The sequence below is a fragment of the Limosilactobacillus reuteri genome (assembly GCF_034259105.1).
Lineage (GTDB): Bacteria > Bacillota > Bacilli > Lactobacillales > Lactobacillaceae > Limosilactobacillus > Limosilactobacillus reuteri_G.
Genome location: NZ_CP139478.1, coordinates 35,681 through 62,592 on the forward strand (window position 1 = coordinate 35,681; position 26,912 = coordinate 62,592).

General features: G+C 39.7%; 17 protein-coding genes and 1 pseudogene. 12 read left to right on the forward strand and 6 right to left on the reverse strand.

The window, feature by feature from the left end:
* Positions 1-78 precede the first annotated feature (78 nt).
* From SH603_RS01170 to SH603_RS01185, 4 genes and pseudogenes are all read left to right on the forward strand, one after another.
* Positions 79-576 (forward strand): phosphatidylglycerophosphatase A, encoded by a 498-nt coding sequence (locus SH603_RS01170; RefSeq protein ID WP_011953352.1) that lies wholly within the window; start codon positions 79-81, stop codon positions 574-576.
* Between the two features lie 308 nt (positions 577-884).
* A pseudogene (gene trpX / locus SH603_RS01175) lies at positions 885-1,876 on the forward strand (tryptophan ABC transporter substrate-binding protein).
* A 468-nt stretch (positions 1,877-2,344) separates the two neighbouring features.
* Entirely contained in the window at positions 2,345-2,824 is a 480-nt protein-coding gene (rlmH, locus tag SH603_RS01180) for a 23S rRNA (pseudouridine(1915)-N(3))-methyltransferase RlmH (protein ID WP_169471303.1), read from the forward strand.
* A gap of 143 nt (positions 2,825-2,967) precedes the next feature.
* Complete coding sequence (locus tag SH603_RS01185) at positions 2,968-3,186, forward strand: hypothetical protein (protein WP_019253754.1); 219 nt, start codon at positions 2,968-2,970, stop codon at positions 3,184-3,186.
* 85 nt (positions 3,187-3,271) lie between these two features.
* Here SH603_RS01185 and SH603_RS01190 read toward each other — a convergent pair whose 3' ends face one another.
* The 4 genes from SH603_RS01190 to SH603_RS01205 all read right to left on the reverse strand — a co-directional run bounded on the left by SH603_RS01190 (position 3,272) and on the right by SH603_RS01205 (position 7,567).
* Positions 3,272-4,402, reverse strand: a complete 1,131-nt coding sequence (locus tag SH603_RS01190; protein WP_013923736.1) for an IS30 family transposase — start codon at positions 4,400-4,402, stop codon at positions 3,272-3,274.
* 484 nt (positions 4,403-4,886) lie between these two features.
* Positions 4,887-5,315, reverse strand: coding sequence for an OsmC family protein (locus tag SH603_RS01195; RefSeq protein ID WP_169471888.1), 429 nt, complete (start codon positions 5,313-5,315; stop codon positions 4,887-4,889).
* Positions 5,316-5,382: 67 nt separating this feature from the next.
* Positions 5,383-6,378 carry a D-2-hydroxyacid dehydrogenase gene (locus SH603_RS01200; protein WP_321533980.1) on the reverse strand — a complete coding sequence of 332 codons (996 nt, stop codon included), beginning with the start codon at positions 6,376-6,378 and terminating at the stop codon, positions 5,383-5,385.
* A 1-nt stretch (position 6,379) separates the two neighbouring features.
* Entirely contained in the window at positions 6,380-7,567 is a 1,188-nt protein-coding gene (locus tag SH603_RS01205) for an aminotransferase class I/II-fold pyridoxal phosphate-dependent enzyme (protein WP_321533981.1), read from the reverse strand.
* Positions 7,568-8,073: 506 nt separating this feature from the next.
* Here SH603_RS01205 and SH603_RS01210 point away from each other — a divergent pair.
* Together SH603_RS01210 and SH603_RS01215 are read left to right on the forward strand one after the other, a co-directional pair.
* Positions 8,074-8,295 carry a transcriptional regulator gene (locus tag SH603_RS01210; RefSeq protein WP_169471885.1) on the forward strand — a complete coding sequence of 74 codons (222 nt, stop codon included), beginning with the start codon at positions 8,074-8,076 and terminating at the stop codon, positions 8,293-8,295.
* Positions 8,296-8,412: 117 nt separating this feature from the next.
* Positions 8,413-10,650 (forward strand): ATP-dependent Clp protease ATP-binding subunit, encoded by a 2,238-nt coding sequence (locus tag SH603_RS01215; protein WP_321533982.1) that lies wholly within the window; start codon positions 8,413-8,415, stop codon positions 10,648-10,650.
* 70 nt (positions 10,651-10,720) lie between these two features.
* On the opposite strand, the gene menC is transcribed toward SH603_RS01215, so the two are convergent.
* A complete protein-coding gene (menC, locus tag SH603_RS01220; RefSeq protein ID WP_169473793.1) occupies positions 10,721-11,824 on the reverse strand; it encodes an o-succinylbenzoate synthase in 1,104 nt (367 codons plus the stop codon).
* An 810-nt stretch (positions 11,825-12,634) separates the two neighbouring features.
* Here menC and SH603_RS01225 point away from each other — a divergent pair.
* Both SH603_RS01225 and SH603_RS01230 read left to right on the forward strand, forming a co-directional pair.
* A complete protein-coding gene (locus SH603_RS01225; protein WP_225437170.1) occupies positions 12,635-12,832 on the forward strand; it encodes a hypothetical protein in 198 nt (65 codons plus the stop codon).
* A 777-nt stretch (positions 12,833-13,609) separates the two neighbouring features.
* Positions 13,610-15,553 (forward strand): hypothetical protein, encoded by a 1,944-nt coding sequence (locus SH603_RS01230; protein ID WP_321533983.1) that lies wholly within the window; start codon positions 13,610-13,612, stop codon positions 15,551-15,553.
* Positions 15,554-15,636: 83 nt separating this feature from the next.
* Here SH603_RS01230 and SH603_RS01235 read toward each other — a convergent pair whose 3' ends face one another.
* Positions 15,637-16,221, reverse strand: coding sequence for a GNAT family N-acetyltransferase (locus SH603_RS01235; protein ID WP_169472600.1), 585 nt, complete (start codon positions 16,219-16,221; stop codon positions 15,637-15,639).
* A gap of 141 nt (positions 16,222-16,362) precedes the next feature.
* Between SH603_RS01235 and cls the strand changes: the two genes are divergently transcribed.
* From cls to SH603_RS01255, 4 genes are all read left to right on the forward strand, one after another.
* Positions 16,363-17,826, forward strand: coding sequence for a cardiolipin synthase (gene cls, locus SH603_RS01240; protein ID WP_169471882.1), 1,464 nt, complete (start codon positions 16,363-16,365; stop codon positions 17,824-17,826).
* Positions 17,827-17,956: 130 nt separating this feature from the next.
* On the forward strand, positions 17,957-21,739 hold the full coding sequence (locus SH603_RS01245) for a PD-(D/E)XK nuclease family protein (RefSeq protein WP_321533984.1): 3,783 nt from the start codon (positions 17,957-17,959) through the stop codon (positions 21,737-21,739).
* A complete protein-coding gene (addA, locus tag SH603_RS01250; protein WP_321533985.1) occupies positions 21,739-25,917 on the forward strand; it encodes a helicase-exonuclease AddAB subunit AddA in 4,179 nt (1,392 codons plus the stop codon). Before SH603_RS01245 ends, addA begins: the two co-directional genes overlap by 1 nt.
* Entirely contained in the window at positions 25,918-26,853 is a 936-nt protein-coding gene (locus SH603_RS01255; RefSeq protein WP_169471879.1) for a LacI family DNA-binding transcriptional regulator, read from the forward strand.
* Positions 26,854-26,912 lie beyond the last annotated feature (59 nt).

The window sequence follows — 26,912 nt, forward strand, 5'->3', positions numbered from 1 at the left end:
CCTGATCTTTTTTCATTAAAAGCCTCTTAATTAAAAAGGGTATAATATTAGTTATCAATATAAAGGATGGTGGGTAAAATGAATAATCCACGGTTTAAATACCCAGATACAAAAGCATATGAATTTGTAGTACATCGTTTAGAAGAACGCGGAGTAAACTTAGAAGAGCTTGCGAAGATTGTGTATGAGACACAAAAGGGCTTTGAACCAGATTTGACGTTGGAAATATGTCAAAAATTTTTAATTGATACGATGCATAAGCGTGAATTATTAAATAGTGCAATGGTAGCACTTGAACTTGATCGGTTAACCGAAGAAGGAAAAGTAGATGAACCTTTAGCAGGTATTATAAGAAATGATGCTGGGGTGTTTGGGGTAGATGAAACCCTAGCTTTACAAATTGCTAATATTTATGGAACAATTGGGACGACAAACTTTGGTTACTTTGACCGGGTTAAGAGCGGGATTATTGCCAAATTTGACCATGATAAGGTTCATGTAAATACATTTATTGACGATATTCTCGCGGCGATTGTGGCGGCTGTTTGCGGAAAGATTGCCCACCAATACGCTTGATTAAAAAAATCTCATTGACTTTTAAATGATTTATCATTAAAATGAACGTAATTCGTTTAGAGGAGTAAAACAAATGAGCTATCAAACTTTACAATTAAATCATAGTTGGCAAAGCCGGTAACTCAGGGATAGCTGTAGTACAGATATGACCTGGGTTTATTCACAGATTATATCTGTACTGGCTGCTTTATCATGTACAAATAAGGGCCTGTACGGATTCCACGTACGGGCTTTTTCTATTCCACTGGATAAATAGTGGGAGTTCCGAAACGTGGAGTTCCTTTTTATTTTGAAAGGTGGAGATAGGGATGAAACGAATTATGGGCTATATTGTTATTGGAATTGTTGTGATTGGTGGTTATTTTGGACTTTTAAGGCTTCATCAACAGACAACAAAGCCAGTGGTAGGAATTTTAACGATGATGCATCATCCAACATTAGATCAGATTCAAAAGGGGGTCGTTGTCGGATTAGCAGAAGAAGGATACCGAAACGGCAAGAATATCAAAATTGAATACCAGAATGCCAATGGTGATCAGGGAAATTTAAATACTATGGCAAATAAATTAGTGAATGATCATGCGAAAGTAGTCGTTGGTATTACCACCCCAGCTTGCCAAGCACTTGCTAATGCGACAAAGGATATTCCAATTGTAATGGGGGAATTGGTGATCCGGTTGGTGCCGGCTTAGTAAAGAATGAAAAACACCCAGAAGGAAACGTTACAGGGGTTCATGATGTAAATCCAAGTGAACAGCAGATTGCCTTAGTAAAGAAATTTATACCAAACATAAAGACCCTGGGAGTAATCTACACATCGAGCGATACCTCTTCTGAAAGTCAGTACCGAACAATGGTAAAAGCAGCGCATAAATTACATGTAAACTTAAAAACTTATACAATTGCGAATGCTAATGCTAATGAACTTAATCAGACTTCACAAACAATGTTGAGTAAAGTAGACGCGGTTATTGTTCCTAGTGACAATACAATTGCTGGATCAATGGGAGTATTGGTGAAAAATGCAGATGCGGTCAATAAACCTGTTTTCCCGAGTGCTGATACAATGGTAAAAGATGGTGGAGTAGCTTCGATTAGTCTTAGCCAGTACGGGCAAGGAAAAGTAGCCGGAAAAATGGCAGCACGTATTTTGAAAGGTGAAAAACCAGGACAGATGGCAGTTAATAATTACCATCATGGAGAACCGGTTCTTAATTTAAAGCAGGCACGTAAGTTAGGAATAAAAGTTCCAGCAGATTTTCAACGAGAAGCAGAACAACATGGAACCGTCTTTAGGTAAGATAGTGGGAAAATTCCGAATAATAAGAAAAATTGAAGAAGCTAACATTCGCTAGGTAACATTCCGTGGTATATTTACCACAGATTGTGTTGTAAATCGTTAGAAATACGTTAAAATAATAATGTGAAATTGCTTGTGGATAAGTCAGTGGATAACTAACAGTAAATTTAAAGTAATTTTATAAATGTTGGTATATCAATAAGATTTATTGTTCAAAACTTATCCACAAGTTGAATGTGTATTTGTGGATAAGTGGAATTCTTTGTATAATCACTGTAACAACGTTTACGGGCCCAAGGTATTACAGAATCATTACTGAACGATTGTTCCTGTAGATAACTGTGGATAAGTAATTTTTAAGAAAACGCTTTTTCAACAAAAAATTAACCGAACATTCGGGAAAAGTAAAAAAATCTACACTGGCCTGTGGATAACTTTGTGGATAAACTGTGGAAGGTAGTGGATATCTTGAATATAAAAATTGTTGGTGTGGGTAAGTTAAAAGAAAAGTATTTTAAGGCGGGAATTGCCGAATATGCTAAACGACTTGGACGTTATTGTAAATTTGAAATTGTTGAGGTTCCTGATGAAAAAGCGCCTGAATCTTTAAGCCAAGCAGAAATGGATGAAGTAATGGCAAAGGAGGGGGAACGAATTCTTGATAAAATCAAAGATCGCGAATATGTGTATGCTTTAGCGATTAAAGGCAAAGAACGTTCTTCTGAAGAGTTTGCAAAAGAGATCAATAAATTAACAACTTATGGTCACAGTGATATTACTTTTGTGATCGGCGGTTCGTTAGGCTTAAGTCCAGCAGTATTAAAACGGGCAGATGCTCAAATCTCGTTTGGGCGTTTTACCTTGCCTCATCAATTAATGCGTTTAGTTTTAAGCGAACAAATTTATCGTGCTTTTACCATCATCAATGGCCTTCCATATCATAAATAAAGAATTTCTTGAGTTTTGTTTAGATTATTATTTATCGTTGTTAACGATGGTATAGTAGTAAATATGAAGTGTAATGGCATAAGAATTAAAGGATTTGATTTAAGATAGGCATACGAGGTTATCAAGTAATTCTTTTAGGAGCAATGGCAGGAATATGCATTTTAGTGATGCAAGGAAAAGCAAGTGCAAGGATAGTGAATGAAGCACGGCTGACATTGCCTAATGAAAAAAGAATTGAGCATGATGAATTTGAACGTTACCAGTTTCGGGCAAAACAGTTACGAACTTGGTGGCAGGTCAAGCGACCGAAATATAAAATTGATTGGTCATTTTATCATAAGAAACGAGGATACTGGGATTAGCTCAGGTCCTCGTTTTTCTTTTAACTTTTCAAAAAAGCTATTAAAATGAAGATCCTAAATTTCAAGAATAAGTTAGCCACTGGACTCAAATAAATAATACTGACCAATTGATTATTGGTTGATGGAGCTGTGATATCTCTTGGTAGAAGGCCTTACGATAGATATCCATTGACGAATGTCCATTAAACATAGCTCGTGGATAGTGATTCATCCAATCATTAGTCGCTATGATCTGAGCACTACTATAGTTATTTATAGCTTCACCTTTGGTAATCTCCTTGCGGAGAAACCGGTTATTGATCTCATTGGATCCACGTTCCCAAGGGGAATACGGATCAGCATAGAAAACATGATCGTGAACTTGTGTTAACTCACTAAATTCTGAACCGTTGTCAGAGGTTATTGTCTTAAAGATGCGATAGTAAGCATCTGTGCCCATTTTCTGGCGTAAATTTATAAAGAACTGATTTACTGCATGCGCAGTTTTACCAGCAATTTTACTCGTGATATTAACTCGTGAAAGGCGATCAGTCATTACTAGTACAACACTGTCATTACCGTTTTTCTGTCCCTGAACTGTATCTAGTTCCCAATGGCCAATTTCGGACCGTTGGTCCGCAGTTTGAGGTCGTTGAGCAATATTAGGCCCTAAGCACCTTTTAGCTTGCGGATGAGTTCGATGATGCTTACGTTTAGGTTTTTCAAAGAGGTCTAAATTGGACGTACGAAGCACACCCTCATTAATCCATTGATATAAAGTTACAACCGACTTTGGGATCAGGGTGCCATCATTCATTAAATCTCGAGCCTTATAAATAACCGCTTGTGGGGAGTAATGGTGGTCGTCAAACTCACCAAGCATTAGCTGATCAGCTAATCGTAAAAATTGCTTTGAAGAATAATATAAGCGACGACGACCAGAATGGCGGTGATGTTCAAGATATGTGGCCTGACCAGCTTCATAACTATAGATGTAGTAAGAATATTCGTAAATCTTACCATTAGATTTTTGACGACGAAGTTGGCGGACCGTACCACGGTTGAGCTCGTTATTAATTGTTTGATGATTAACTCCTAATTGGCGACCAATTGCGCGATTGGAAAGTCCTTGCGACTTTAAAGTCGCAATCATCACACGTTCTTCTTTAGTAAGATGAGCATTCTTTTTATGAGTAGTCAATAAACTAGTAGACATGGTATCATTTAAGTGCGTCATTTGACGGACATCCTTTCATATAGGTTTGGTTCACTTAATATGATACCTGATGTCACGCCGAATGGCGTTTTTTATTTACCACCAACTGGGTGGCTAACTTCATTCTATAATCCACCAGTTAAAAGCATTAACCAATTTTCTTGAAAATAAATAGGAGTAGCTTAGACGAATGCCTAGAATACTCCTATTTTTTGTGATTAAACTAGTAGAGAATGCATGAATAGATTAGAAAGGCTCCACGGACTAAAAGGTCAATAGAGGAGATGAGAAAAGGAATGAAACAAACCACAGAATAATGGTAACTATTCAGAAATAAAAGTTTACGCTTTGATAGTATTTTCTGTTGAACTTATAAGATATAGAGACTACTCCTTTTACTCATGGTTATTATATTCTGATTTGTACTATTTTTAATAATTTACAGAATTCGTATAGGTTGCCTATTTAGAAAAACGCCCTGGAAAAATCCAAGGCGTTTTTTTAACTAATCAACTTTTACAAATCCATCTTGAACAAATTTTGTTCCGTAAGTTAGGGTGTTTTCCACGGGACACTTTGCGGCAACGTCAGCGAGGAACTTCTTGATGTCTTCATCAGACTCGCTGCTGCGAAGGTGTGGTTGGTAACGGATCTCAGTAAATTTACGAACATTCTTACCATCAGCAACATCTTCACGACCAAGATCACCCTCGATTGTTACCCAAAAAGCTCGTAAATCAAAGTTACGTTTTTTAGCTAATGCTTGGGCAGTGATTGCCTGGCAGGCACCAAATGATGCAAGGAGAATTTCTACTGGATTCATCCCCGTATTTGTACTTTCTGGTTCATCAAATGTAATTTCAAAGCCACGCGTACTGGCTGAAACCTGCATTCCCGTTGTTGTCTTAGTTGCTGTTACTTTATATTTACTCATAGCCGTTCCCTCCTTTAATACCCATAGTGTAATCGAGACGATACTTTTGGTCAATGAGGGTGCTCAATTATAAGGTGATTTCATGTGGTGATTTTTCGCCATTAAGGATTGTCATCACATCATCAAGTGAAATATCCACCATGTTTTTGACAGCTAAATTAGTAAAGAAGGCAATGTGGGGAGTAAGAATGACATTATCCATTTCGTGTAATTCTTTAACAAGCGGCTGATCGTCAAGCCCTTTTTCTCGGCGATTTGTGGCCGCCACCGTTTCTTCACCTTCAAAAGTGTCAAGGGCGGCCGCTGCAATTGTTCCTTTTTTAAGGGCCGCAACTAAATCAGCTGTATTAACGACTGGACCACGGCTAGCATTAACCAAACCGGCAGTTGGTTTCATCATTGCAAAGTCGTTAGCAGTTAACAACCCTTTAGAAGTTGGGTTTAAATCGACATGGAGACTAACAATATCGGCTTGCTTTAGTAATTCTTCTTTAGAAACGAACTGGACAATTTCATCGAGGTCAGTGCGCGGATTCGTGTCATATCCTAGAACGGTAGCACCCAATGCATGAAGAAGTTTTGCCAGGGTTCCGCCAATGCGTCCAACACCAATAATCCCAATCGTGGCAGTATGAATTTCAGTCGATTGTTCATCGCTAAACCAGCGGAAGTCATTTTCGGCGACTTGGTGGTCAAAGCGGTAAGTTTTCCTAAGTAACCGGAAAATCTGCATTAATGCAAACTCGGCGACACTCCGCGGTGAATATGCTGGTACATTGGTCACGACTAGGTCATTTTCGTTAGCTTTTTTGATGTCGACCATGTCAAATCCAGCTGTCCGCGTTGCAATCTGTTTGAGCCCATTGGTATGGAGCTTTTCATAAATATCAGCCGGAACTTTACTACGTTGCTGAATCACGAGTCCATCAACATCGACCGTTAATTCAACAGCATCGTCAATCAATTTCGGCGTTGTGATGATTTCGATATTGTGTTCTTTTGCGTATTCGTTAATGGCGGTTTGTTCATCGTCCCGCACACTAGTCATCAAGATTTTTGTCATGTTAATTCTCCTTGTTAATGAAGGATGCAATGTTATCAAGAGCTCCGGTTAGATTTTCCATACTGGTTGCGTAACTAATTCGAACATATCCTTGGCCGCCAGCTCCAAAGAAGGAACCAGGAATCACAGCAACTTTTCCTTCATTGGCAAGATCTGTCGCAAATTTAAGGTCATCATTACCATATTGTTCAGGAATCTTGGCAAATACGTAGAAGGCTCCTTGGGGATTAATCAGCTCGAACCCTAATTTTTGGAGGCTATTAACAACAAAATCTCGTCGTTGCTCATAGGCATTTTTCATTTCTTGAGTAGCTGTTTTTCCTTCGTTAGTACCAAATGCGGCTACTGCAGCGGCCATTGCTGGATTAGAAGCCGCGGTTACTAACATCGCGTGAATGGCACTGACTGATTTCATCAATTCTTGCGGCCCAGCGATAAAACCAATTCGGTAACCAGTCATTGCATGTGATTTTGAGGCACCATTTAAAATTAGCGTTTGTTCGGGGATGGAATTAGCAATTGAAGTATGAGTAGCCCCGTAAACAAGTTCAGAGTAAATCTCATCGGCAATTACAATCAGGTTAGTTGATTTAACTGTATCGGCTAGTGCTTTAATTTGGTCTTGGGTGTAAGTAACACCAGTTGGGTTGGAGGGGTAGTTAAGAACTAGTCCTTTTGCGTTAGGATGTTCTTCTAGTACGCTTTGGAGTCTTGCGGGTGTGAGAACAAAATCATCGCTGCTTGTATCAACTTCGATCGGAATCCCACCCAGAATCTTTGTGACAGCCATGTAGAAGGGGAAAGTTGGGGTTGGAATGATAATTTCATCGCCAGGATTAATAATAGTAGAAAGAGAAGCGAAAATTCCCTCTGTTGCACCAACTGTAACAGCAATTTCGTTTTCCGGATCGTATTCCAGCTCGTAACGATCTTGCATGAAGTGAGCGATTGCTTGGCGTAGTGCTAAGGTCCCATTTCCCGGAGCATAGTGTGAATCATTGGCATTGATGCTATCGATTGCGGCCTGCTTCATTGCGGCTGGCACATTAAAGTCTGGTTCACCTAATGTTAGTTTAATGATGCCAGGGATTGCGCTGACTTGGTAATCAAATTCGCGGATCCCGCCAGGAGTGAGTTTAGCGAAATTATTGTTAAGACGATTGAGAATTTCTTTTTTAGTAGTTGGCATGATAAATTCCTCCTATATAATATGTAGATTTAGAAAAAAGAAGCCCTGAATGCTATAGGAAAAACATCCAGGGCTTCTTGATCAGATTGGAATGAGTATAAAAGAGGCTCTCGGATGTTTGGGGGTCATCCGGGAACATCACAATGATAAAATCACTGCTGGTTAGCGGACGGTAATCGCGCTAAACCAGAAGACATACGCTTGATTCAAGTGAATTGTCGCAGTGCACATCATTGTGTCCTCCTTTTGATTAACTGATTATTAATTATTCTAATTTTTTTTTAATTTTTGTCAAGAGTTGATTGAGAAAAATTATTAATTACAAAATTATTTATTGATTACAAATGTAAATATAAAAAAAGTGTGAAAATGTTTGTGATTATTAATTCGCCTTTAATTTAATATTAGATTTATATTCTACAATTTTTTTTATTTTTTTCGTGTCTTTTTTGTTGTCTTACTCCACAAATATGATATAATATTAATTGTAAAGGAAGTGGGTAGCAATGCGGATCGACATCAAACATTATTTGGAAGTTAACCACTTGACCATTTATCAAGTTTCCAAGCGTTCCGGTTACGGCTACACGACTTTACACAAATCGTTTAACAAAACACAGTCTAGTTCGACCTCGCTTAACCTGCGTGATCTTGATGCCTTGGCTCGTGCTCAGGACAAGAGCATGTGGAAGGTCCTTAAAGAACTAGAAGAGCATTACCTCGAATGAGATTGTGGCTTTGCTGTAGCCACAGGAAGTTAAATGCGTTAACTTTTAACTTCTAGAATACTTAGACTACGAAACTTAGAAAACAAAATATTATATTTAATTGAGGAGGGATTGCATATGGCTCAAAACCCAATGAATCCATTTGATAACGACATGAATGACATCTTTAATCAATTAATGGGTGGCATGAATGGTTTCAATTCTGATAATCGGCGTTACCTAATCAATGGTCGTGAAGTAACACCAGAAGAATTTGCTGAATATCGTAGAACTGGTCAATTGCCAGGCGGTGCAAATCCTCAACAAGGTGGGCAACCTGGCCCTCAACCTAACGCAGGTAAGGACAGTATCTTACACAAGTTAGGTCGAAACTTAACTCAAGAAGCTCGTGAACATGAACTTGACCCTGTTATTGGTCGGAACAAGGAAATCCAAGAAACAGCTGAAATTTTAAGCCGGCGGACAAAGAACAATCCTGTATTAGTTGGGGACGCTGGTGTTGGTAAGACTGCTGTTGTTGAAGGATTAGCACAAGCAATTGTTTCCGGCGATGTACCAGCTGCTATCAAGGACAAGGAAATTATCAGTATCGATATTTCTGGCCTTGAAGCAGGTACTCAATACCGTGGTAGCTTTGAAGAAAACATGCAAAAGTTGGTTGATGAAGTCAAGAAGGCTGGAAATATCATCCTCTTCTTCGATGAAATTCACCAAATTATCGGTGCCGGTTCAACTGGTGATTCTAGTGGTTCCAAGGGTATGTCTGACATTATTAAGCCAGCATTATCCCGTGGTGAACTAACGGTTATCGGTGCAACTACTCAAGATGAATACCGGAACACTATTATGAAGGATGCTGCATTAGCACGGCGGTTCAATCCTGTTACGGTTAATGCTCCAAGCAAAGCTGATACATTGGCCATCCTTAAAGGTATCCGTGACTTGTACGAACGTCACCACAATGTAAAGTTACCAGATGACGTTCTCCAAGCTGCTGTTGATTACTCTGTTCAATACATGCCACAACGCGCATTACCTGACAAGGCTATCGACTTAATCGATATGACCGCTGCTCACTTAGCAGCAAAGCACCCAGCACGTGATGCTAAGGCAATTGAAAAAGATATCGAAGCAGAAGAAAAGAAGCAAAAAGCGGCTGCTAAGAAAGAAGATTACAAGGCTGCCCAAGATGCTAAGGAAAAGATTGCTGACTTGAAGAAGCAATTGAGTGAAAACTCTGAATCTGAAAAGGTTACTGCTACTCCAGAAGACGTTGCTAAGGCTGTAGAACGAATGACTGGTATTCCAGTTTCCAAGATTGGTGCTAGTGACGTTGAACGTTTAAAGGACATGGAAAAGCGGCTTAAAGGCAAGGTTATTGGCCAAGACAAAGCTGTTGAAGCAGTTGCTCGTGCTATTCGTCGTAATCGTGCTGGATTTGACGAAGGCGATTCACCAATTGGTAGTTTCCTCTTCGTTGGACCTACTGGTGTTGGTAAGACTGAACTTGCTAAGCAACTAGCCCTTGATATGTTTGGTAGCAAGGATGACATTATTCGGTTAGATATGTCTGAATACTCTGACCGGACAGCCGTATCTAAGATGATCGGTGCTACTGCTGGTTATGTTGGTTACGAAGACAACGGTAATACCTTGACTGAAAAGGTTCGTCGTCACCCTTATTCAATTATTCTTCTTGATGAAATTGAAAAGGCTAACCCACAAGTTATCACCCTCTTGCTTCAAGTGCTTGATGATGGTCGGTTAACTGATGGACAAGGTAACACTATTGACTTTAAGAATACTGTTATCATTGCTACATCAAATGCCGGCTATTCCAACGATGCTCCAGTTAAGATGGGTCGGAACGAAGATGAAGAAGACTTGATTAAGAAGTTGACTACTTACTTCCGTCCTGAATTCTTAAACCGGTTCGACGCTATTGTTGAATTCCACAGCTTGACTAAGGAAGACTTGAAGCAAATCGTTGACTTAATGCTTGCTGAAGTTAACCGGACATTGGCTAAGAAGGGCATGAATGTTAGGGTTACTGATACTGCAAAGCAATACCTTATTGATGAAGGTTACGATGAAGCCATGGGTGCTCGTCCTCTTCGTCGGGTTATCGAACGTGAAATCCGTGATAAGGTAACTGATTACTATCTTGACCACCTCGATGCAAAGAACCTTGTTGCTGAAATGAAGGATGGTCAACTCGTAATTGTTGATGCTAAGGATGCCGCAAAAGACGATAGTAAAGAATATACTTCACCATCTGAAAAGAAGGATGAAGAAAAAGACGATAAGAAGGAAGAAGACAAGAACTCTGACGAAGATAAGAAAGACGAAAAGTAATTCTCCTTCATTAAATTAATAAAAAACGCATGGATTAACTCAACGGGGTTAGTTCGTGCGTTTTTTACATTTAAAAACTTGTTTCTTCTATAGAGTAACGGTGAATAGTGCTCCAGTTTAATTCATAGCCAATACCAGGGATAGTTGGCACATTGATTTTACCATCGTTTAATTTAATTTCAGGATTAATAATGTCGTGAGCGAAGTAACGCTGTGAGGCAGAAATATCATTTGGCAGGGTATAACCTGGAAGTGTAGCTGCCGCAATATCAACTGCACGCGCGACTCCTGATCCGAGCATTCCTCCGCACCAGCAGGCTATTTGATGAGCTTGCGCGAATGATTGAATTTTTTTAGCAATAATTAGCCCACCAACCTTACTAATTTTGATATTTATTATTCGACCACTTCCTAGCTGCTCCATCGCCTGTGCATCAGCAAGACTATTGATGCTCTCATCCAAACAAATAGGAGTAATTAGCTGTTGTTGGAGTTGTGCATGATGGAGGAGATCATCGGCTTCGAGAGGTTGTTCAATCATTAAGAGGTTAAGTTCATCGAGACGTTTTAAGCAATCAATATCTCTTAAACGATAAGCTGAATTAGCATCAGCCATTAACATTAGATGAGGAAACTCATTACGGACTGATTTCAGATATTGGTAATCGGCACCAGGTTTAATTTTGACTTTTACACGCTGATAACCAGCTTTCACTGCCTGACGTACTTTAGTAACTAAAAGCTCGGGAGAAGGTTGGATTCCGATACTAATGCCTGCCAGTATCTCTTTTTTATTCCCACCAATTGATTTTGCGAGTGACTGATGGTTTCTTTTGGCGTATAAGTCCCACATAGCAGTATCGATTGCCGCTTTTGCCATACTATTTCTCCTAATACTCGTAAAGAGATCCTTCAATTCGGCAGGAGAAGTGAGTTCCTGATTAAGGATCATTGGAATAAGAGTGTTTTTGAGTAAAAGATAAGCACTATCTCTGAATTCTTCCGTATAAAAAGGAAAACTAAATGCGGAACATTCTCCGTATCCAGAATAACCATCTTCATCATTTAATACTAATAAGGTGAAATCTTTAGTTATCATTTGGCCGAAACTCGTTATAAATGGAGTCTGGAGTGGCAGATTTATCTTATAAAGGTGAGCAGTAGTGATTCTCACTTAGAGTCAGCTCCTTAAATAGTTTTTACTCCCTAGTTTGGAGTAAAGGGTAGGAATTGTAAATAGTAATATGCATAAAATGCTCGTAAAAGTAGGTGTAGGATTTAAAGTAAAAATAGGCAAAAAAACTCCTAAAATAGGGTAAAAAATGGTTAGTGATAAAGTTGACTTATCATCTTATCTAAACATATGAAAAATGGAGTCGATTAAAGGATGCTCTTGTTAAATGTAAGTGTTTTAAGTGTTGTTATATCAAAGGTTTAATAAATTACCACTTGTTAAATAATGGGACGAAAAGGACGCAAAAAGCTTAAAAATAGTTGTTGCATCTTCTGACGAATGTCTTTTGTTGCAACATTTGTATCAAAGTGTAAGGCGGAAATTGAAGATATTTAGGTGTTTGGGGTGATAAATAAAAGGCGATTTAATGGCCTATAATTATCACAGGAACGGTTTTAAAATTTTTTAAATTTTTTTGAAACTAGTTGTGGTGTTCAAATATATAAAAACAACTCCAATGATATTAGCTGTTGGCTGATTGCTTGATTAGTTTATAATCGTTGATATATAAGGAACTATTCCATACATTGATTTTTGTTCGAGTGATTAATGAACAGTTATTTCGCTGATAAGAAAAGCTATTTAACGGGTGAATAGCTAAAATATGAAAATAACCGTTTGAAAATTTGTGCTACTTGTAATCCCTCAAAACCTTGATATAGTAGGAACTGTTAAGTCATTAAGCAATAAACCTTGCATGAATAATTTATTTTCTTTTGAATATTTTTTCATAAACGGGGGTTTATTAAAATGAGAAATTCGAATACAAATAATTGGCGTTCAACTGCTTTGGTTGCGGGGGCAATCTTGACAGCAGGTGTCGTTACCACCACTTCAACGACAGATGTACACGCTGATAATAGTCAAAACAATGCACAAGTAAGTAATGACCAAGTTACTTACGACCAAGTTCGAGCAACCGCTGATCAGCAACTTGCACAATTGTAATCAGCAAATGATAGTAAAGAAGCTCAACAAGCTACGGCTAACGAGCAATCAAATGCTGCGAATCTTGCACAAACCAACGCACAAATTGATCAATTAAAAGCTAGTCATGCTGCTCTAGAACAAGAACAAGCCGGTGCTATCGCACAAGCACAAGCTTCCACTGCTGCTTCTATTGAGGCGCAAACTTCAGCTGCTAATGCTGAATACCAACAACAAATTAACGCACAACAACAAAACGAAGCCACTCAACGTGCAGCAAATGATCAACAGTACGCACAAGCTGTTAGTCAAGCTGCTGAAAATCAACAAGCTGTTGCTGATATCAATGCACAATATCAAAAGACTTTAAGTGATGCAGCTAATACGCAGACAAGCCAAGCACAGGCTGCGGCCAATAATTACAACTCAGCTGTTGCTAAGGAAAATGATACTTACCAAGGTAAGCTATCTGCTCAACAAGCAACTAATGCAGAAAATGTTAAAAATGCTGAAGCATCTCTTGCAACCGCAACTGCTAATGCTAACAAGCCTTATGAAGTCGCAACTACTAATGAGGTTGCTGTTACTGGCCGAGTTGCTAAACCACAAACAGATGTTAAGGTTCCTGATTATGTAGCAAAATACGGAATTCATCTAGAAGTTCGTGGCTATAATGGTGCTATTCCTGTATCTGATTATACTTATCCTGAATTTGCTAATACTTACTATGGTGAATATCCTGATAGTGCAGTAATTACGAACAAGGCTGCTGACTCAACTCCACATGATATTTCAGAGATGCCATTAGATTTTCAACCAGGTCTATTAAGTTACGATGCTAAAAATGATCATTCAGAAAAAGTTTCTGCTGATGGATTAACAGCTGCCCAAGTCCAAGTATTACGGGCATTATCTCTTTCATGGGAAAATGGATTCCGTAACAATGTTTTCCAAAACTACCGTGAATTTTACAATGCGGTTAATAAGAATGATAGCTTTGTAAACGTTGCTCCAGTTGATTTAGTAAGTACTGACTTTACTGATAACATTGCTAACCAAGTTGTTGCTAACCGGACAAAGTACAATGTTAATAATAATAGCCATACTGTTAAAGACAGTGGAATGCCTACCGAAGCAACTTATAGTAGCATTATTAATAATGCCACCCAAAACTTGCAAAAGAGTTTAACAAGCGAATTTAATGGTAAGACAGTTTACACTGACGTTAATGAAAACTTAACTACTATGCAAGCTGGAACGCCAACTCTTCTAAATTATGCTATTAATCTCTACAACTCAATGCAGGGTATGTACTATGGTGAATTGGTAAACCCAACACACATCGGTGGACATGCAGTCAATCTTCTTCGCGCTGGTGTTCGCACTGTGGGAATTGGCTTCCAAAAGCTAACTGATGAAATGACTGCTAAGAATGGTTCAGGTGTTTCTGATCGCAAGAACCCATCATATGCTGTAACATTTGATCATGTCGGATTTAACATTGATCACGATGCTAACTTAACTAAAGAAGTTCAAAATCGTAATGTATGGGGAACTTCAACTGTAGATGCACAATTAAATGCTATTAAGACTGCTCAATATCATGTTAATAAAGTACCAGGGACAAAGACAGTTACACCAACTGCTACTGATGTGCAAAAAGCTACTGCTAGCGAACAACAAAAATTAGCTGATGTTAAGGCACAAGCACAACAATCTCTTGATGCATTAGCTAGTGCCCACCAAGCTAACTTAAATAAGCTTGAACAACAATATAATGATGCGAAAGCTCAAGTAAAAGCTAACTATGATGCTGCAGTTACTAAGGCAGCTAGTGTTCGTGATGCTGCTCTTAAGGCTACTGGAGCTGTTGATCTTCAAGCTTACAAGGCTCAATTAGACAGTGCCTACCAAAACTTAGTAAAGGCTGATCAAGTAGCCGCACAAAAGCTTGCTACTGATCGTGACGCTAAGATCGCTAATATCAAGAAAACTGAAAATGCAAAGCTTGATGCTAAGATTAATGAACTTGTTCCAAGCATTGACCCACAAATCAAGCAATTGCAAGATCAACACCAAGCAGTTATTGCCCATGGTGATGCTGTTCTTGCTGAACTAAAGGCTGAAAACAAGGCTGCTTATAACAAACTTGCTGAACAATTCAACGTTCAATTAGCAGCTATTCAACAACGTGAAGATGCTAAGAGAGCTAATGAAGTTCGGTTAGCAAATAATACTGTTGTTCTTCCTTCAGCAGTGGAAGCAGCTAATGACGGCAATGTTGATACTGTTGCTTTCCCAACGGCTACAAACCGTCTACAAGCTGAAACTACTGGACGCATTCAACCAGTTTCAGCACCATCGATTGTAAAGACAGCTACGCAAACGCCAATTGCAGTTGCACCAGTTGTCACTACAGGAAATCATTCTGCTGAAAACACTGTTAAGAGTAATGAAAGTTCAGCTCCAGTTGTAACACAAACAGCTGCAGTTGCTGCTGCTACAAATAGTGGTACACAAACACCGGTTGCTTCTACTGCTGATAATAAAGCCACTAAAGCAGACAACAATGAGAAGTCAGTTGTAAAAGCTGACACTGTTGCTAAGAAGCAAGCATCTGCTAAGAAGAGTGAATCATCACAAAAGGTAAATCAATCTTCTATGTCAATTGTTGCTTTAGCTGCCACTGCATTACTTGGTACACTTGGTATCACTTACAGCTCAAAGAAGCGCCACAACTAATCCAAAACGGTTAATAAATACAAAAAGAGGCTGGGAACTCCCCAACCTCTTTATTGTTTTAAACTGTCATTTTTTTGTGCGTCCTATAGCTTATCAATCAATGGTTGCATAAAATTATTATTGATTCGAGTAAGCTTATGATGGCTTCCTAAGTTTAGTTCATAGGCTAATCGCTCGGGATCATTTTGATCATTAACTTTAATCATTCCTCGTCTTTTAAAGTTGAAATTTTCGACAATGTGCTGCATCGCTTTATTATTGCGGTGAGTGTCAACCCGAAAATTCTTAATTCCTTGCATTTGACCAACTGTTAGCAAGTTAGAAAAGAGCAACTTACTAAGTCCTTGTCCGCGATAATTACTGCTGATGGCGACCCGGTGAATGGTAGCGTAAGGTTCATCTGGTTGTTGCCACTTTCCCTGTGTAATGTTACGGTAGGTCGGTTCTGGGGTAAGCTGAAGAGTCGCAGTTGCCGCTACTTTATTACCATTAATTAATACCCAGTTTGTTTGCGTTGCAATATCTTGAGCAAAAGTTTCTCGATTTGGATAACCGTTTTGCCATTGCGGACTGCCATTTTTCTTTAGAAGGTCCTTTGCATCATCAATTATCTTCATGATCGCCGTTAAATCTTGGGTCTGGGCGCGGCGTAAATATATTTCTGCCATTAGTATCCTCCCTTGTGATTAATAATATTTCTATTGTACGACATTTAGCCTTATTCAGCGGAGAAAATAGGCGAGATTATATTTCAGAAAGAAGTAGTTTGCGTTAGAATGAAAAGCAATGAGATGAATGGAGGATAAGCGATGGCATTAACGTGGACAATTATTTGGTGGTGTTTGCTACTGGTTATTCTCGTCAATGAAATTGCAGCCATTTATACTGTTTTCCGTGAAAAACGAGACATTGCTGCAACTTGGGCATGGCTGTTGGTGTTAATGCTGATTCCTGGGTTTGGTTTTATTTTATATTCTTTCTTTGGGCGAAAATTACCGCATAAACAATTAGCCAGAATAAAATCACAAACGCAGCTAAAATTAAAACAAGCACTAGAAAAGCAAAAGCAGCAATTCATCAATATGCCGAAGCCTAAAGATCAAACCGTCCAGATTTATCGACGGACCATCATGCTTTTTCAAAGTATTGATGATTCGTTTTTGACGCGGCACAATACTGTTGATATTTTCACAAATGGTAATGTGCTTTTTAAGCAAATGTTTGATGATATTGCAGCAGCGAAAAAGAGTATCCATATTGAGTTTTATACAATTTATAATGATCAAATTGGTAATGAATTACGGACTCTGCTTGAACAAAAGGCGGCTGAGGGAGTAGAAGTGCGAGTTCTTTACGATTCTTGGGGCTCGATGGGAGTCTGGCCAAGTTTCTATGATCATTTACGGGAAGTCGGTGGTTATGCAGCCCCATTCCTGATGTCCCGAAGTAATTTCTTTGATTTTCGGATAAACTACCGGGACCACCGGAAAATTGTTGTTATTGATGGTGAGATTGGGTATGTTGGTGGTTTTAATGTTGGGGACCAATACTTAGGACGCGTTCCTAAATTTGGTCCATGGCGTGATACCCACCTTCGAATTATCGGCGGTGGCGTTTATGGCCTTCAGCGACGGTTTATCGGCGACTGGAATGCATCAATGAAAAAGGGTAAAGATAAGATTGTGCATTACCATCCTTACTTCCAACCAATTAGAGTTCATGGGGATGTTGCATTGCAGACTGTCTCTAGCGGTCCGGAAGCGCCATTGGAAAAAATTAAAATGGGATATTTACGTCTAATTAATGCAGCGCAAGATCATATTTGGATTCAAACTCCCTACTTGATCCCCGACGATAGTATTTTGGATGCGTTAAAAGTAGCGGCTCATTCAGGAATTGATGTACGGATAATGATTCCTTCAATGCCTGACCATGCCTTTGTATATCGGGCAACGCAATATTATGCTCGTGAGCTTGCTAATCATGGTGTAACAATTTATTACTATCAAAAGGGTTTCCTTCACGCTAAGACAATGATGATTGATGGTCGAATGGCTTCTGTCGGCTCTGCTAACCTTGACTTTCGGAGTTTTAAATTAAACTTCGAAATTAATGCCTTTATTTATAATCAAAATACAGTAGACGATCTTGAGCGGATTTTTGTTAATGATATTCGTGAATGCCGGGTAATTACACCTGCAATGTTTGCTGAGCAACCGCGCTGGTTAAGAGTTAAACAAACGGTGTCACGTCTGCTGTCCCCAATTTTGTAATGATAGAACGGGATCGAGACAGAAGTCACTTATGACTTCTGTCTCGATCCCGTTTTTTAGCTAAAGAATATATGTTCGTTTTATGATAAAATTAGAGGAGCAATTTAAGCGATAGAAAGGATTAAAGATTATGAGAACACTGGGATTTGTTTTAGGGACAGCAGCGATGGATCATCAGCAAGTGTTGATTGATCAATTAGTTGACCAGATAAAGAATGCATCAGCTGATGAGAGCTTTTATTATTTGGTGCCTAACCATATTAAGTTTGAAACTGAAATTAATGTCCTTGCTGGTCTTCGTGATCGTCAAGGACTTAGCGGAAGTGACAGGTTCGCCTCTTCACGCGTACAGGTACTTTCGTTTAGCCGGCTTGCTTGGTACCTTTTACGAGATACTCCAGCATTTCAAAAACAACACCTTTCTAAAATTGGGATGGCGATGCTAACTTCCCAAGTTATTCAAGAACAGGCAAGTGAGCTCCGTTTATATGCGAGCGAAGTAAAACAAGCTGGATTTATTCAAAAGATGACAGCCCAGCTTGAAGAATTAAAAAATGCCAACATAACCGCTGATGACTTAACCGATATTATTTCCCGGGTGAAGTCAGCGAATGATCCAGCAGCTAATCAGGCGTGGCTCGCTAAAATGCATGATGTTGAAATTATATATCATGCTTATGAAGACCGGTTACGGGACCAGTACATTGGTAATAGTGAGTTATACCGGCAATTAGTGTCTTACCTTCAAAAATCACCAGAAGTTGCTAAGATGCACTTCTTTATTGACCGTTTTGCTCAGTTTACTGCAAATGAGCAACAGGTAGTAGATGCATTAATTACGAATGCCGCATCGACAACTATTTCTTTAACTCTTGATCGTGGATATCCAGATCAGAACCATCCAAATCCCCAAGAACTTCCTCCTAAAAATAACCTGTTTTATTCCTCAGCGATGCAATTTCACCGTTTGTGGAAATTTGGTCAAATGCATCAAAAAGAAGTAAAGGTTTTGCAAAATGTAGCGTTTGCGACGACTCCTCGTGTTGGTGCGGAATTACAACAAGTTGATTCGTATTTTAAGCGTTATGCAAGCGAGCCAATTGGCCCCAGCGAGCGGGAAGAGCTTTCTTGTCCCCAAAATATTCAATTTATGATAACTACCAATCGGATGACTGAATTGAATAATGTGGCCACCCAGATTCGCCAATTAGTTGCTAGTGGTAAATATCGTTATCGTGACTTTCTTATTCTTAGTCGCCATCTTGACGGTTATCAGACAATGATTGAACCAGTTTTTGCGGCACATAATATTCCAATTTTTAATGACCATGAACGCTTGATGGATAACCATCCGCTAGTAACGCTTCTTACGACATTATTAGAATTACCGCAGCGGGGCTATCGAACAGCAGATATCATCCAATTGCTGAAGACATGGTTACTTGTTCCACGGGCAGGTACTGGCGATCTGATGGGGCTAAGTGATTTCCAAGCAGCTGTTTTCGCCACTGAGAATTGGTGCCTTAAGCAGGCAATTGAAGGAAAAAGTGCTTGGACAACTAATGATCCAGAAAAGATTAAGCAATTATGGCAGGCGCCAGGAACGAACCTGACAGATCCAAAGTATGAACAGTCACGTTTAAAAAAATTAAATGACCAATTAGCCCTTGTAAAAGATTTTGTTGCAAACCACTTACTGCCAGTTTTCGACCAGTTTAAACAAGCACAAACAGGACAAGAACTTGCCACTGCGTTATACCAGTTCTTGGCTGCCGTGGGAGTTACAGACCGGTTATATGCTTGGCAGCAATACCAAAGTACCCGGGATTTAGACCTCGCGCGCCAACCACAACAAGTCTGGGCTACCTTTTGCCAAATTCTCCAAGAATATGTGGAAATCTTGGGCCAACAAGAACTACGGGATGGAACTAGTGAGGTCCTTGCAGATTTTAGTGAATTACTCCAGGCAGGGTTTGCGGCGGCCCAGTATTCCCAGATTCCGGCAACGTTAGATCAAGTGGTAGTCTCTGAAACGGGAATTGTCCAAAGCGAAAATCGAAAAGTAGTTTTTATGATTGGATCGACTGATGATGTGATGCCAGAAATGCAAGAAAGTGATGGTTTGCTAACGGACCAAGATAAGGATATTTTGAGTGCTTATCTTGATGAAGATTTCCAATACCTTCCTGGAACGGCAATTGACCAACTGATTGACGAGCCATTTGTTCACTATACTGGTTTTATGAATGCTAAGGAACAGTTGATTTTCTCGGCACCGCAAACTGATAGTGATGATAAGGAACTCAGTGTATCGCCATATATGTATGATATGGCTCGTTACTTTGGTCAACCGGTTCGTGAATATCCATTAGCTACTAGCAAGGTCGGACAAGAGAATGCTATTGATTTTGTTAGTGCCCCGCTTGCGACAATAAACCGGTTAGTTGAAGTTAGCCGGCAAATTCGTGATGAGCAAGGGGTTGGCATTGATCGGCAACCGGTCATGCCCGTTGGATGGCAAACAGTTGCTGAATCGTTGGTTAAGTTAGCTAAGCAATGGCAACAATCAGCAGATACTAAAGTTCAAGCAGAAGGAATATCACTAGGTCAGCGTCTATCTTTAGTTGCTGCTGGTTTCCATTATCAAAACAAGATTGATTCCCTGGGAAATAAATTGGCTCAGGCACTTTATCTCCGAACGGCACCCGATGATGAGCGCGGGCGGGTATTATATGCCTCGATTTCGCAGTTGCAAGATTTTTATATTAATCAGTACGAATATTTCCTTAAGTATGGCTTGAGGTTGCAAAAACGAGATGAGTTAACCTTATCTAATGATCGTATCGGCACCTTCTTCCATAAAGCGATGGAGACTTTTGTTACAACAATTCGAGAAAATAATTTGTTATTTGCAGACCTTGCCCACAAAGATAATCAGATGCAACGTGACCAGCTGATTGATCATGCATTAGTTACAGCTCAAGAGAATCAGCCAACTTTATTGCGTCTCATTAATTCTTCAGCCCAAGCTCAATTCCAATATCAACAATTAACCGCCATTGTTAAAACAATGTTAATTACATTATGCCGCCAAGCTGAATATACCGGCTCACAGCCAGTTAAAACCGAAGTTCAGTTTGGAAGAATTGGTAACCAGCAGTCGGGCAACCTTGGCTCTCTTGATTATCCGCTTAAAGATAATCATCATATTTATCTGCGGGGACGAATTGACCGAATCGATAATCTTAAGCAAGGAAACGATAATTTCTTGACGGTCGTTGACTATAAGTCGAGTAATCATCTTTTTGATCTCACTTCGGCTTATTATGGACTCTCTCTCCAACTTTTAACCTACCTTAACGGGTTACAGGCAAACTTAACTGAATTGGAAACGAGTAATCCACGACTGGCAGGGGCATTATATCTTCGTTTGAATAATCCGACAATTAAGGCTGCCGAGTTAAAGAAAAATTCCCTCGATGATTTGAAATTAAAAGAGCACCAATACAAAGGAATCCTCTTGAATGATCCACAATTATTGCGGGAGTTAGATAAGAGCTTAGATAAACAAGCATTCTTGTACCCCCTTAAAGAATATAAGAATGGAAAAATTAAAGCTAATAAAGAAGCGCTTCTCGTTACGCCGCAGCAACTTGATTGGCTGCAAAACATGAATAAGGAACTTGTGATTAATGCGGGTAATCAAATTTTGAGTGGTGACTTGAAACTGAATCCTTACCGGTTATTAACTGGAAGCAACCGTCGTACAGGACTTGATTATAGTGACTTTTTAGACGTATTTCAGTTTGATAATATGCTTGACCAGCAAAACTACCGCGACCTAAATCCTAATTTAGCAAAAGAAGCATTTGATAATGTAATCCAAGACGATGATGAGGAGGATAAGAAGTAATGGCTGGATTTAAACCAACGCCTGCTCAATCCAAGGCGATAAATGACCGTGGTGAAAATATTCTAGTTTCAGCTTCGGCGGGATCAGGAAAAACGGCTGTGCTAGTAAATCGGACAATTGAATTAATTAAAGAAGGGCAAAGCATTGATCGAATGCTGCTTGTAACATTTACGGACGCGGCAGCAAAGAATATGCGGGATAAAATCAGGACAGCCTTGCAGAAAATAGTACAAGATTCAGCTAATCCCAAAGATTTACGTGACCGGATGAGTAATCAAATCAACCGGCTTGCGGCTGCAGATATCAGTACAATTCATGCTTTTTGTTTAAAGTTAATAAAGCGCTACTACTACTTGATTGACCTTGATCCACAATTTCGGCTCTTAACTGATGAAACGGAGCGATTGTTACTTCAAGAAGATGTCTGGCATGAAGTTAGTGAAGAACTATATAAAAATGCTGAAGAAAAAGTTCCAGGAAGAGCTTCCTTTAGCGAACTAGTTCTCAACTTTTCTAGTGACCGTGATGACCAAGGACTCGATGACTTGATTTTACGGTTATATGAAATTGCTAATGCCCAGCCTGACCCCGAAAAGTGGCTCCAAAAACTACCAGATAATTATGATTTGGGGTCTGGCTCACTATTAGAATCTAATTTTTATCAACAACAGCTAAAGCCCCTGGTCATCGAAAAGCTCAATCAGTTTATTCAAGATTATCGTGAATTATCAACAAGAGCTAGCGATAACGGACTAGACCAAGCCGCTGAGGTTATTAAGAGCGATGAAGAGTTGATGCACCAACTTCTTTCGTCCCTAGGAGGTATTACCGTCAGTGATGTTTGCCAAATGATGGCGCAACAAAAGTTTGGTAGTTTTCGGGGGCGACCAGCGGCAGATGATCCACGGATTGATGTATTTAAAGACATTCAAAAGCAGCGTAATCAGCTAAAGAAGCAGTGGGAACAAACCGTAAGTATTTACTTGGGAAGGCAGGAAGCACAGGAATCGATCGCAAAAGAAGAGCTGCTAACCGAGCTAACGACTTTCCGTGATCAATTTACAGACTTGTTAAGCAAAGCAACTGAAAGTCAATTAGATGCTAAAACTGTTGATTCATTGCAAAAAGACCAGCAGATGATGCAGGAGCTTTTAGACTTATTGCAACCACCTACTTGGAATACTATCCGGGACTTATTTGCTAATGCTAAATTTGCACGAATGGGTGGTAAACCGAAAGATGATGAGCTAGCTGAAGAAGTATATAAATCACTGGGAAGTGCTCGCACAGGGATAAAAAAGCAATTTGATCAGTTAGTTGATCGCTTCTTTAATTATCGTGAAGACCAATTTCGATTAATTTCAACGCATGCCCAGGAACTTTTACGAGAATTGAGCGCAGTAACGATTAATTTCCGTCGGCGGTACCAACAAACTAAGCTGAATCGGCATGTCCTTGAATTTAGTGATTTGGAGCACTACGCGTACGCCATTTTAACGCCACCAGACGACCAGCCAAACTGGCAAACCCTTGTCAAAGATCTGCAAAGTCATTATCAGGAAATTATGATCGATGAATATCAGGATACGAACCGCCTTCAGGAAAGTATTTTGATGAAATTGACATCTCCTGAACGCAAAAACCTATTTATGGTGGGGGATGTTAAGCAATCGATTTACCGATTCCGTGAAGCTGATCCAACATTATTTCTCGGGAAATATCAAAACTATCGTCAAGGCAACGACGGGGAGGCAATTGTTTTAGGGGAAAATTTCCGGTCGATGACTAATGTGACGAATTTTACCAATGTCCTTTTCGAACAACTGATGGATAGAGAAGTCGGTGAAATTGATTACGACGAAGATGCCCATTTAAAATATGCGGCCACTTATTACGAAGAAAATCAAGATAATAAGGTTCAACCAACAGAAGTGTTATTGTATGACGCCAATGCCCTTGATCCAGAAAAAGAAGATATTGAACACGAGGATGATAAATTAGCTGGAGAATTTCGGATGATTGGGATGCGAATTAAGCAGATGGTCGAAAATCAAGAGTTAATTTTTCATCCTGAAGATGGGCAGATGCATCCGATTCAGTACGGTGATATTGTTTTGCTTGAACGGACAAAGGCAATCAATAATTCACTGATGGAAGAGTTTAATAAACTTAATATTCCATTGACGGTTCATGATGTTGAAAGTTATTTCCAAGCTACTGAAGTGCGAGTAATGATGTCCTTGTTAAAGATAATTGATAATCCGCAACAGGATATCCCATTAGCTGCAGTTCTGCGGTCACCGATTGTCGGGTTAACTAACCAAGAATTAGCTTTTATCCGTCTTCAGAATCGCTCTGTTGATTACTACGCTGCCCTGCAATCATTTATGGGTAATTACCAGCGAAAAGCGCTTCGCCATCAATCGCTCCTTACTTCTGAACAGGTAAGTGCCCTCTATGAAAAAACAGATCACTTCTTAGGGTTGCTTCGTCTCTTTCGACAAACAGCCCAGCAACAAACCCTTGTTGACTTGATTTGGCAGATCTATGACCAAACAGGTTACCTTGATTACGTCGGGGCAATGCCAGGTGGCCACCAACGGCAAGCAAACCTCCATGCCCTTTATCAACGTGCGCACTCCTATGAACAAAGCAGTTTTAAGGGCCTTTATCAATTTATTCGTTTTATTGAGAAGATGCAGGAACATGATAAGGATTTAGGCGTAGCACCGACACAGTTAACCGCAAACACGGTTAATGTTATGACAATTCACGGAAGCAAAGGGCTGCAATTCCCCGTAGTCTTTCTAATTGATGCCACGCATGGTTTTAACAAAGGAGTAGTTCGTGAAAATGCAGTTGTCGATGCCGCTGCGGGGGTAGGGATTCGTTACATGGATGATCAACGGGTCATTTATGATACGCCACAACGGCAAGCAGTAATTGAAGAAATTCAGCGCAGCGAACGGGCAGAAGATCTTCGGGTTCTCTATGTTGCACTGACCCGTGCGGAACAGCGATTAGTTATTACGGGATCCTTTAATGAAGAAATGCGGACACAAAGCCTTGCTGGATCATGGCAGCGGTGGCAAAAAGCTTATCAGAGTAAGAATTTACTAATTGGCCCGCAGCCACGGATCACTGCAAATTCATTTATGGACTGGGTTGGCCTTGCCCTGGCTCGTTATCCAGAATTCAATGCGCAACAATTGAGTCGTGGAAATGTCACGTTAGAAGAAAGCACTCTCGCTGATACTAAAGTTACTGGTTTGGCGGCTGATCCTCACTTTATTGCAAAAACATATACCGCGCTTGATGTTAGCGATGGATTAGTAAGAGTCGGGAAAAATGCTAGTGTTAATGTAACGGAAAAGAACAATACAGTCGCAACTGATGCTTCTGAACAAAAGATTGAGCAAATTTTGCGCTATCGTTACCCCCATCTTGTCGCTACTAAAACAACTGCTTACCAATCTGTTACAGATGTAAAACGGGTCTTTGAAGATCCTGATACACGTGATATGGCACGGTGGGATTATGATCAACAACAAAAGGTAAAGACGCAAGGGATTTACTTAAATAATAACTTTGATGTTCCGGCTTTCATCCAACAGACTACTCATGAACCAGTGGCAACAGAAATCGGAACAGCAACGCACCTTGTTTTTCAAAAACTTCCACTTGATGAAGGTCCAATTAATGTTGAATTTGTTGATCAAGAAATTCAAAAATTAGTAGGAGAAAAATTGATCAATCCGGTTGTGGCAGCACGAATCAATCGTGAGGGAATAGTGGCCTTTTATCAGACCGCTGTTGGTCAGAAGATCTTAAAGCATTCGGCAGATTATCATCGCGAAGTACCGTTCTCAATGATTATGAATGGTCATGAATTATTTAAAGGGGTAAATGTTAGTGATGATGAACGTATTTTAATTCACGGAATCATTGATGGCTACTTAAGAACTGACGAGGGAATTATTCTAGTTGACTATAAGACCGATCACCTTAATAAAGATTACCGCGACTTTAATTTGGCACGGATAAAGGACCGATATCGGGGACAATTAGAGCTCTACAAAGAAGCTTTGAATCTAATGGAAGGGATTCCAGTTGTCCAAATGGGGCTTTACCTGTTAGAATTAGGAGAGTTCGTGTTATTTACAAAAGAGGGTGATTAGTTGGCGACAATTAAAGATATTGCACAAAAAGCAGGGGTATCGGTTTCGACTGCTTCTCGAGCTTTAAACCATAATCCACGAATTAGTGAAAAAACACGACAACGAATAGCGACGATTGCTAAAGAGTTGGGCTATCAACCAAATTACAATGCACAGAACCTAACACGGGGCGAATCGAACATGGTCGGAATTATTTTTCCAGTAACCAGTGATACTGCGCCTGCCAACCCGTTCCATATTGACTTATTACGGGGAATTAGCATGGCATTAAAGCCGATTCACTATGAAATGGTTGTGGCAATTGCGCCAACTACGACCGACCTTTTACAAAGCGTAAAATCGATGGTCGAACAGTCCAAGGTGCATAACTTTTTAGTACTTTATACGGTTAAAGATGACCCCATTACTAATTACCTGCGCCAAAATAACCTTAATTTTGTGGTAATCGGTCACCCGGATAAGGCCCAAGATCGGTTTGTCGACAATGATAACGTAGCGGCAGGGCAAGCGGCGACTGATTATCTGATGGATCATCAGGAGGTCAGCCATCCAGTCTTTCTTCAATCTGCAAGTAATTGGGTATTTGAACAGGATAGACATCAAGGTTATGAGCAGAGTATGCAAAATCATCAACTTCCTGCTCTTAGCTGGCGATATTCGCCAACCGGACTTGCAGTTAAAGATTTTATTAAACAACATCCGCAAATCGATTCAATTGTTTGTGTTGATGACTTGTTGCTGGTACGATTAATACGGCAACTACAAGAATTTAATTTACCAACTATTTGTTTTAACAATAGTCGGTTGATGGGGATGTTAATTAATCAAGAAGAGAAAGTTGACTTACAACCCCGCAAATTGGGTCAGCAAGCGGTCAAATTGCTTTTTAATTTAGAAGAGCAGTATCGGATTGTTGATTTTAAAATAAATAGTTGATAGAAAGGACCACGGAATTACTTGCCACGGTCCTCTCTTATTTTTACATGGAGGGAAAT

What these genes read in the sequence shown, in the direction of transcription:
- SH603_RS01230 (WP_321533983.1), top strand. Translation starts at nt 13,610, where the DNA reads ATGCCATTAGATTTTCAACCAGGTCTATTAAGTTACGATGCTAAAAAT.
- SH603_RS01185 (WP_019253754.1), top strand. Translation starts at nt 2,968, where the DNA reads ATGGCAGGAATATGCATTTTAGTGATGCAAGGAAAAGCAAGTGCAAGG.
- SH603_RS01170 (WP_011953352.1), top strand. Translation starts at nt 79, where the DNA reads ATGAATAATCCACGGTTTAAATACCCAGATACAAAAGCATATGAATTT.
- SH603_RS01235 (WP_169472600.1), bottom strand. Translation starts at nt 16,221, where the DNA reads ATGGCAGAAATATATTTACGCCGCGCCCAGACCCAAGATTTAACGGCG.
- SH603_RS01205 (WP_321533981.1), bottom strand. Translation starts at nt 7,567, where the DNA reads ATGCCAACTACTAAAAAAGAAATTCTCAATCGTCTTAACAATAATTTC.
- cls (WP_169471882.1), top strand. Translation starts at nt 16,363, where the DNA reads ATGGCATTAACGTGGACAATTATTTGGTGGTGTTTGCTACTGGTTATT.
- SH603_RS01215 (WP_321533982.1), top strand. Translation starts at nt 8,413, where the DNA reads ATGGCTCAAAACCCAATGAATCCATTTGATAACGACATGAATGACATC.
- SH603_RS01245 (WP_321533984.1), top strand. Translation starts at nt 17,957, where the DNA reads ATGAGAACACTGGGATTTGTTTTAGGGACAGCAGCGATGGATCATCAG.
- SH603_RS01210 (WP_169471885.1), top strand. Translation starts at nt 8,074, where the DNA reads ATGCGGATCGACATCAAACATTATTTGGAAGTTAACCACTTGACCATT.
- SH603_RS01200 (WP_321533980.1), bottom strand. Translation starts at nt 6,378, where the DNA reads ATGACAAAAATCTTGATGACTAGTGTGCGGGACGATGAACAAACCGCC.
- SH603_RS01190 (WP_013923736.1), bottom strand. Translation starts at nt 4,402, where the DNA reads ATGACGCACTTAAATGATACCATGTCTACTAGTTTATTGACTACTCAT.
- SH603_RS01225 (WP_225437170.1), top strand. Translation starts at nt 12,635, where the DNA reads ATGAGAAATTCGAATACAAATAATTGGCGTTCAACTGCTTTGGTTGCG.
- addA (WP_321533985.1), top strand. Translation starts at nt 21,739, where the DNA reads ATGGCTGGATTTAAACCAACGCCTGCTCAATCCAAGGCGATAAATGAC.
- SH603_RS01195 (WP_169471888.1), bottom strand. Translation starts at nt 5,315, where the DNA reads ATGAGTAAATATAAAGTAACAGCAACTAAGACAACAACGGGAATGCAG.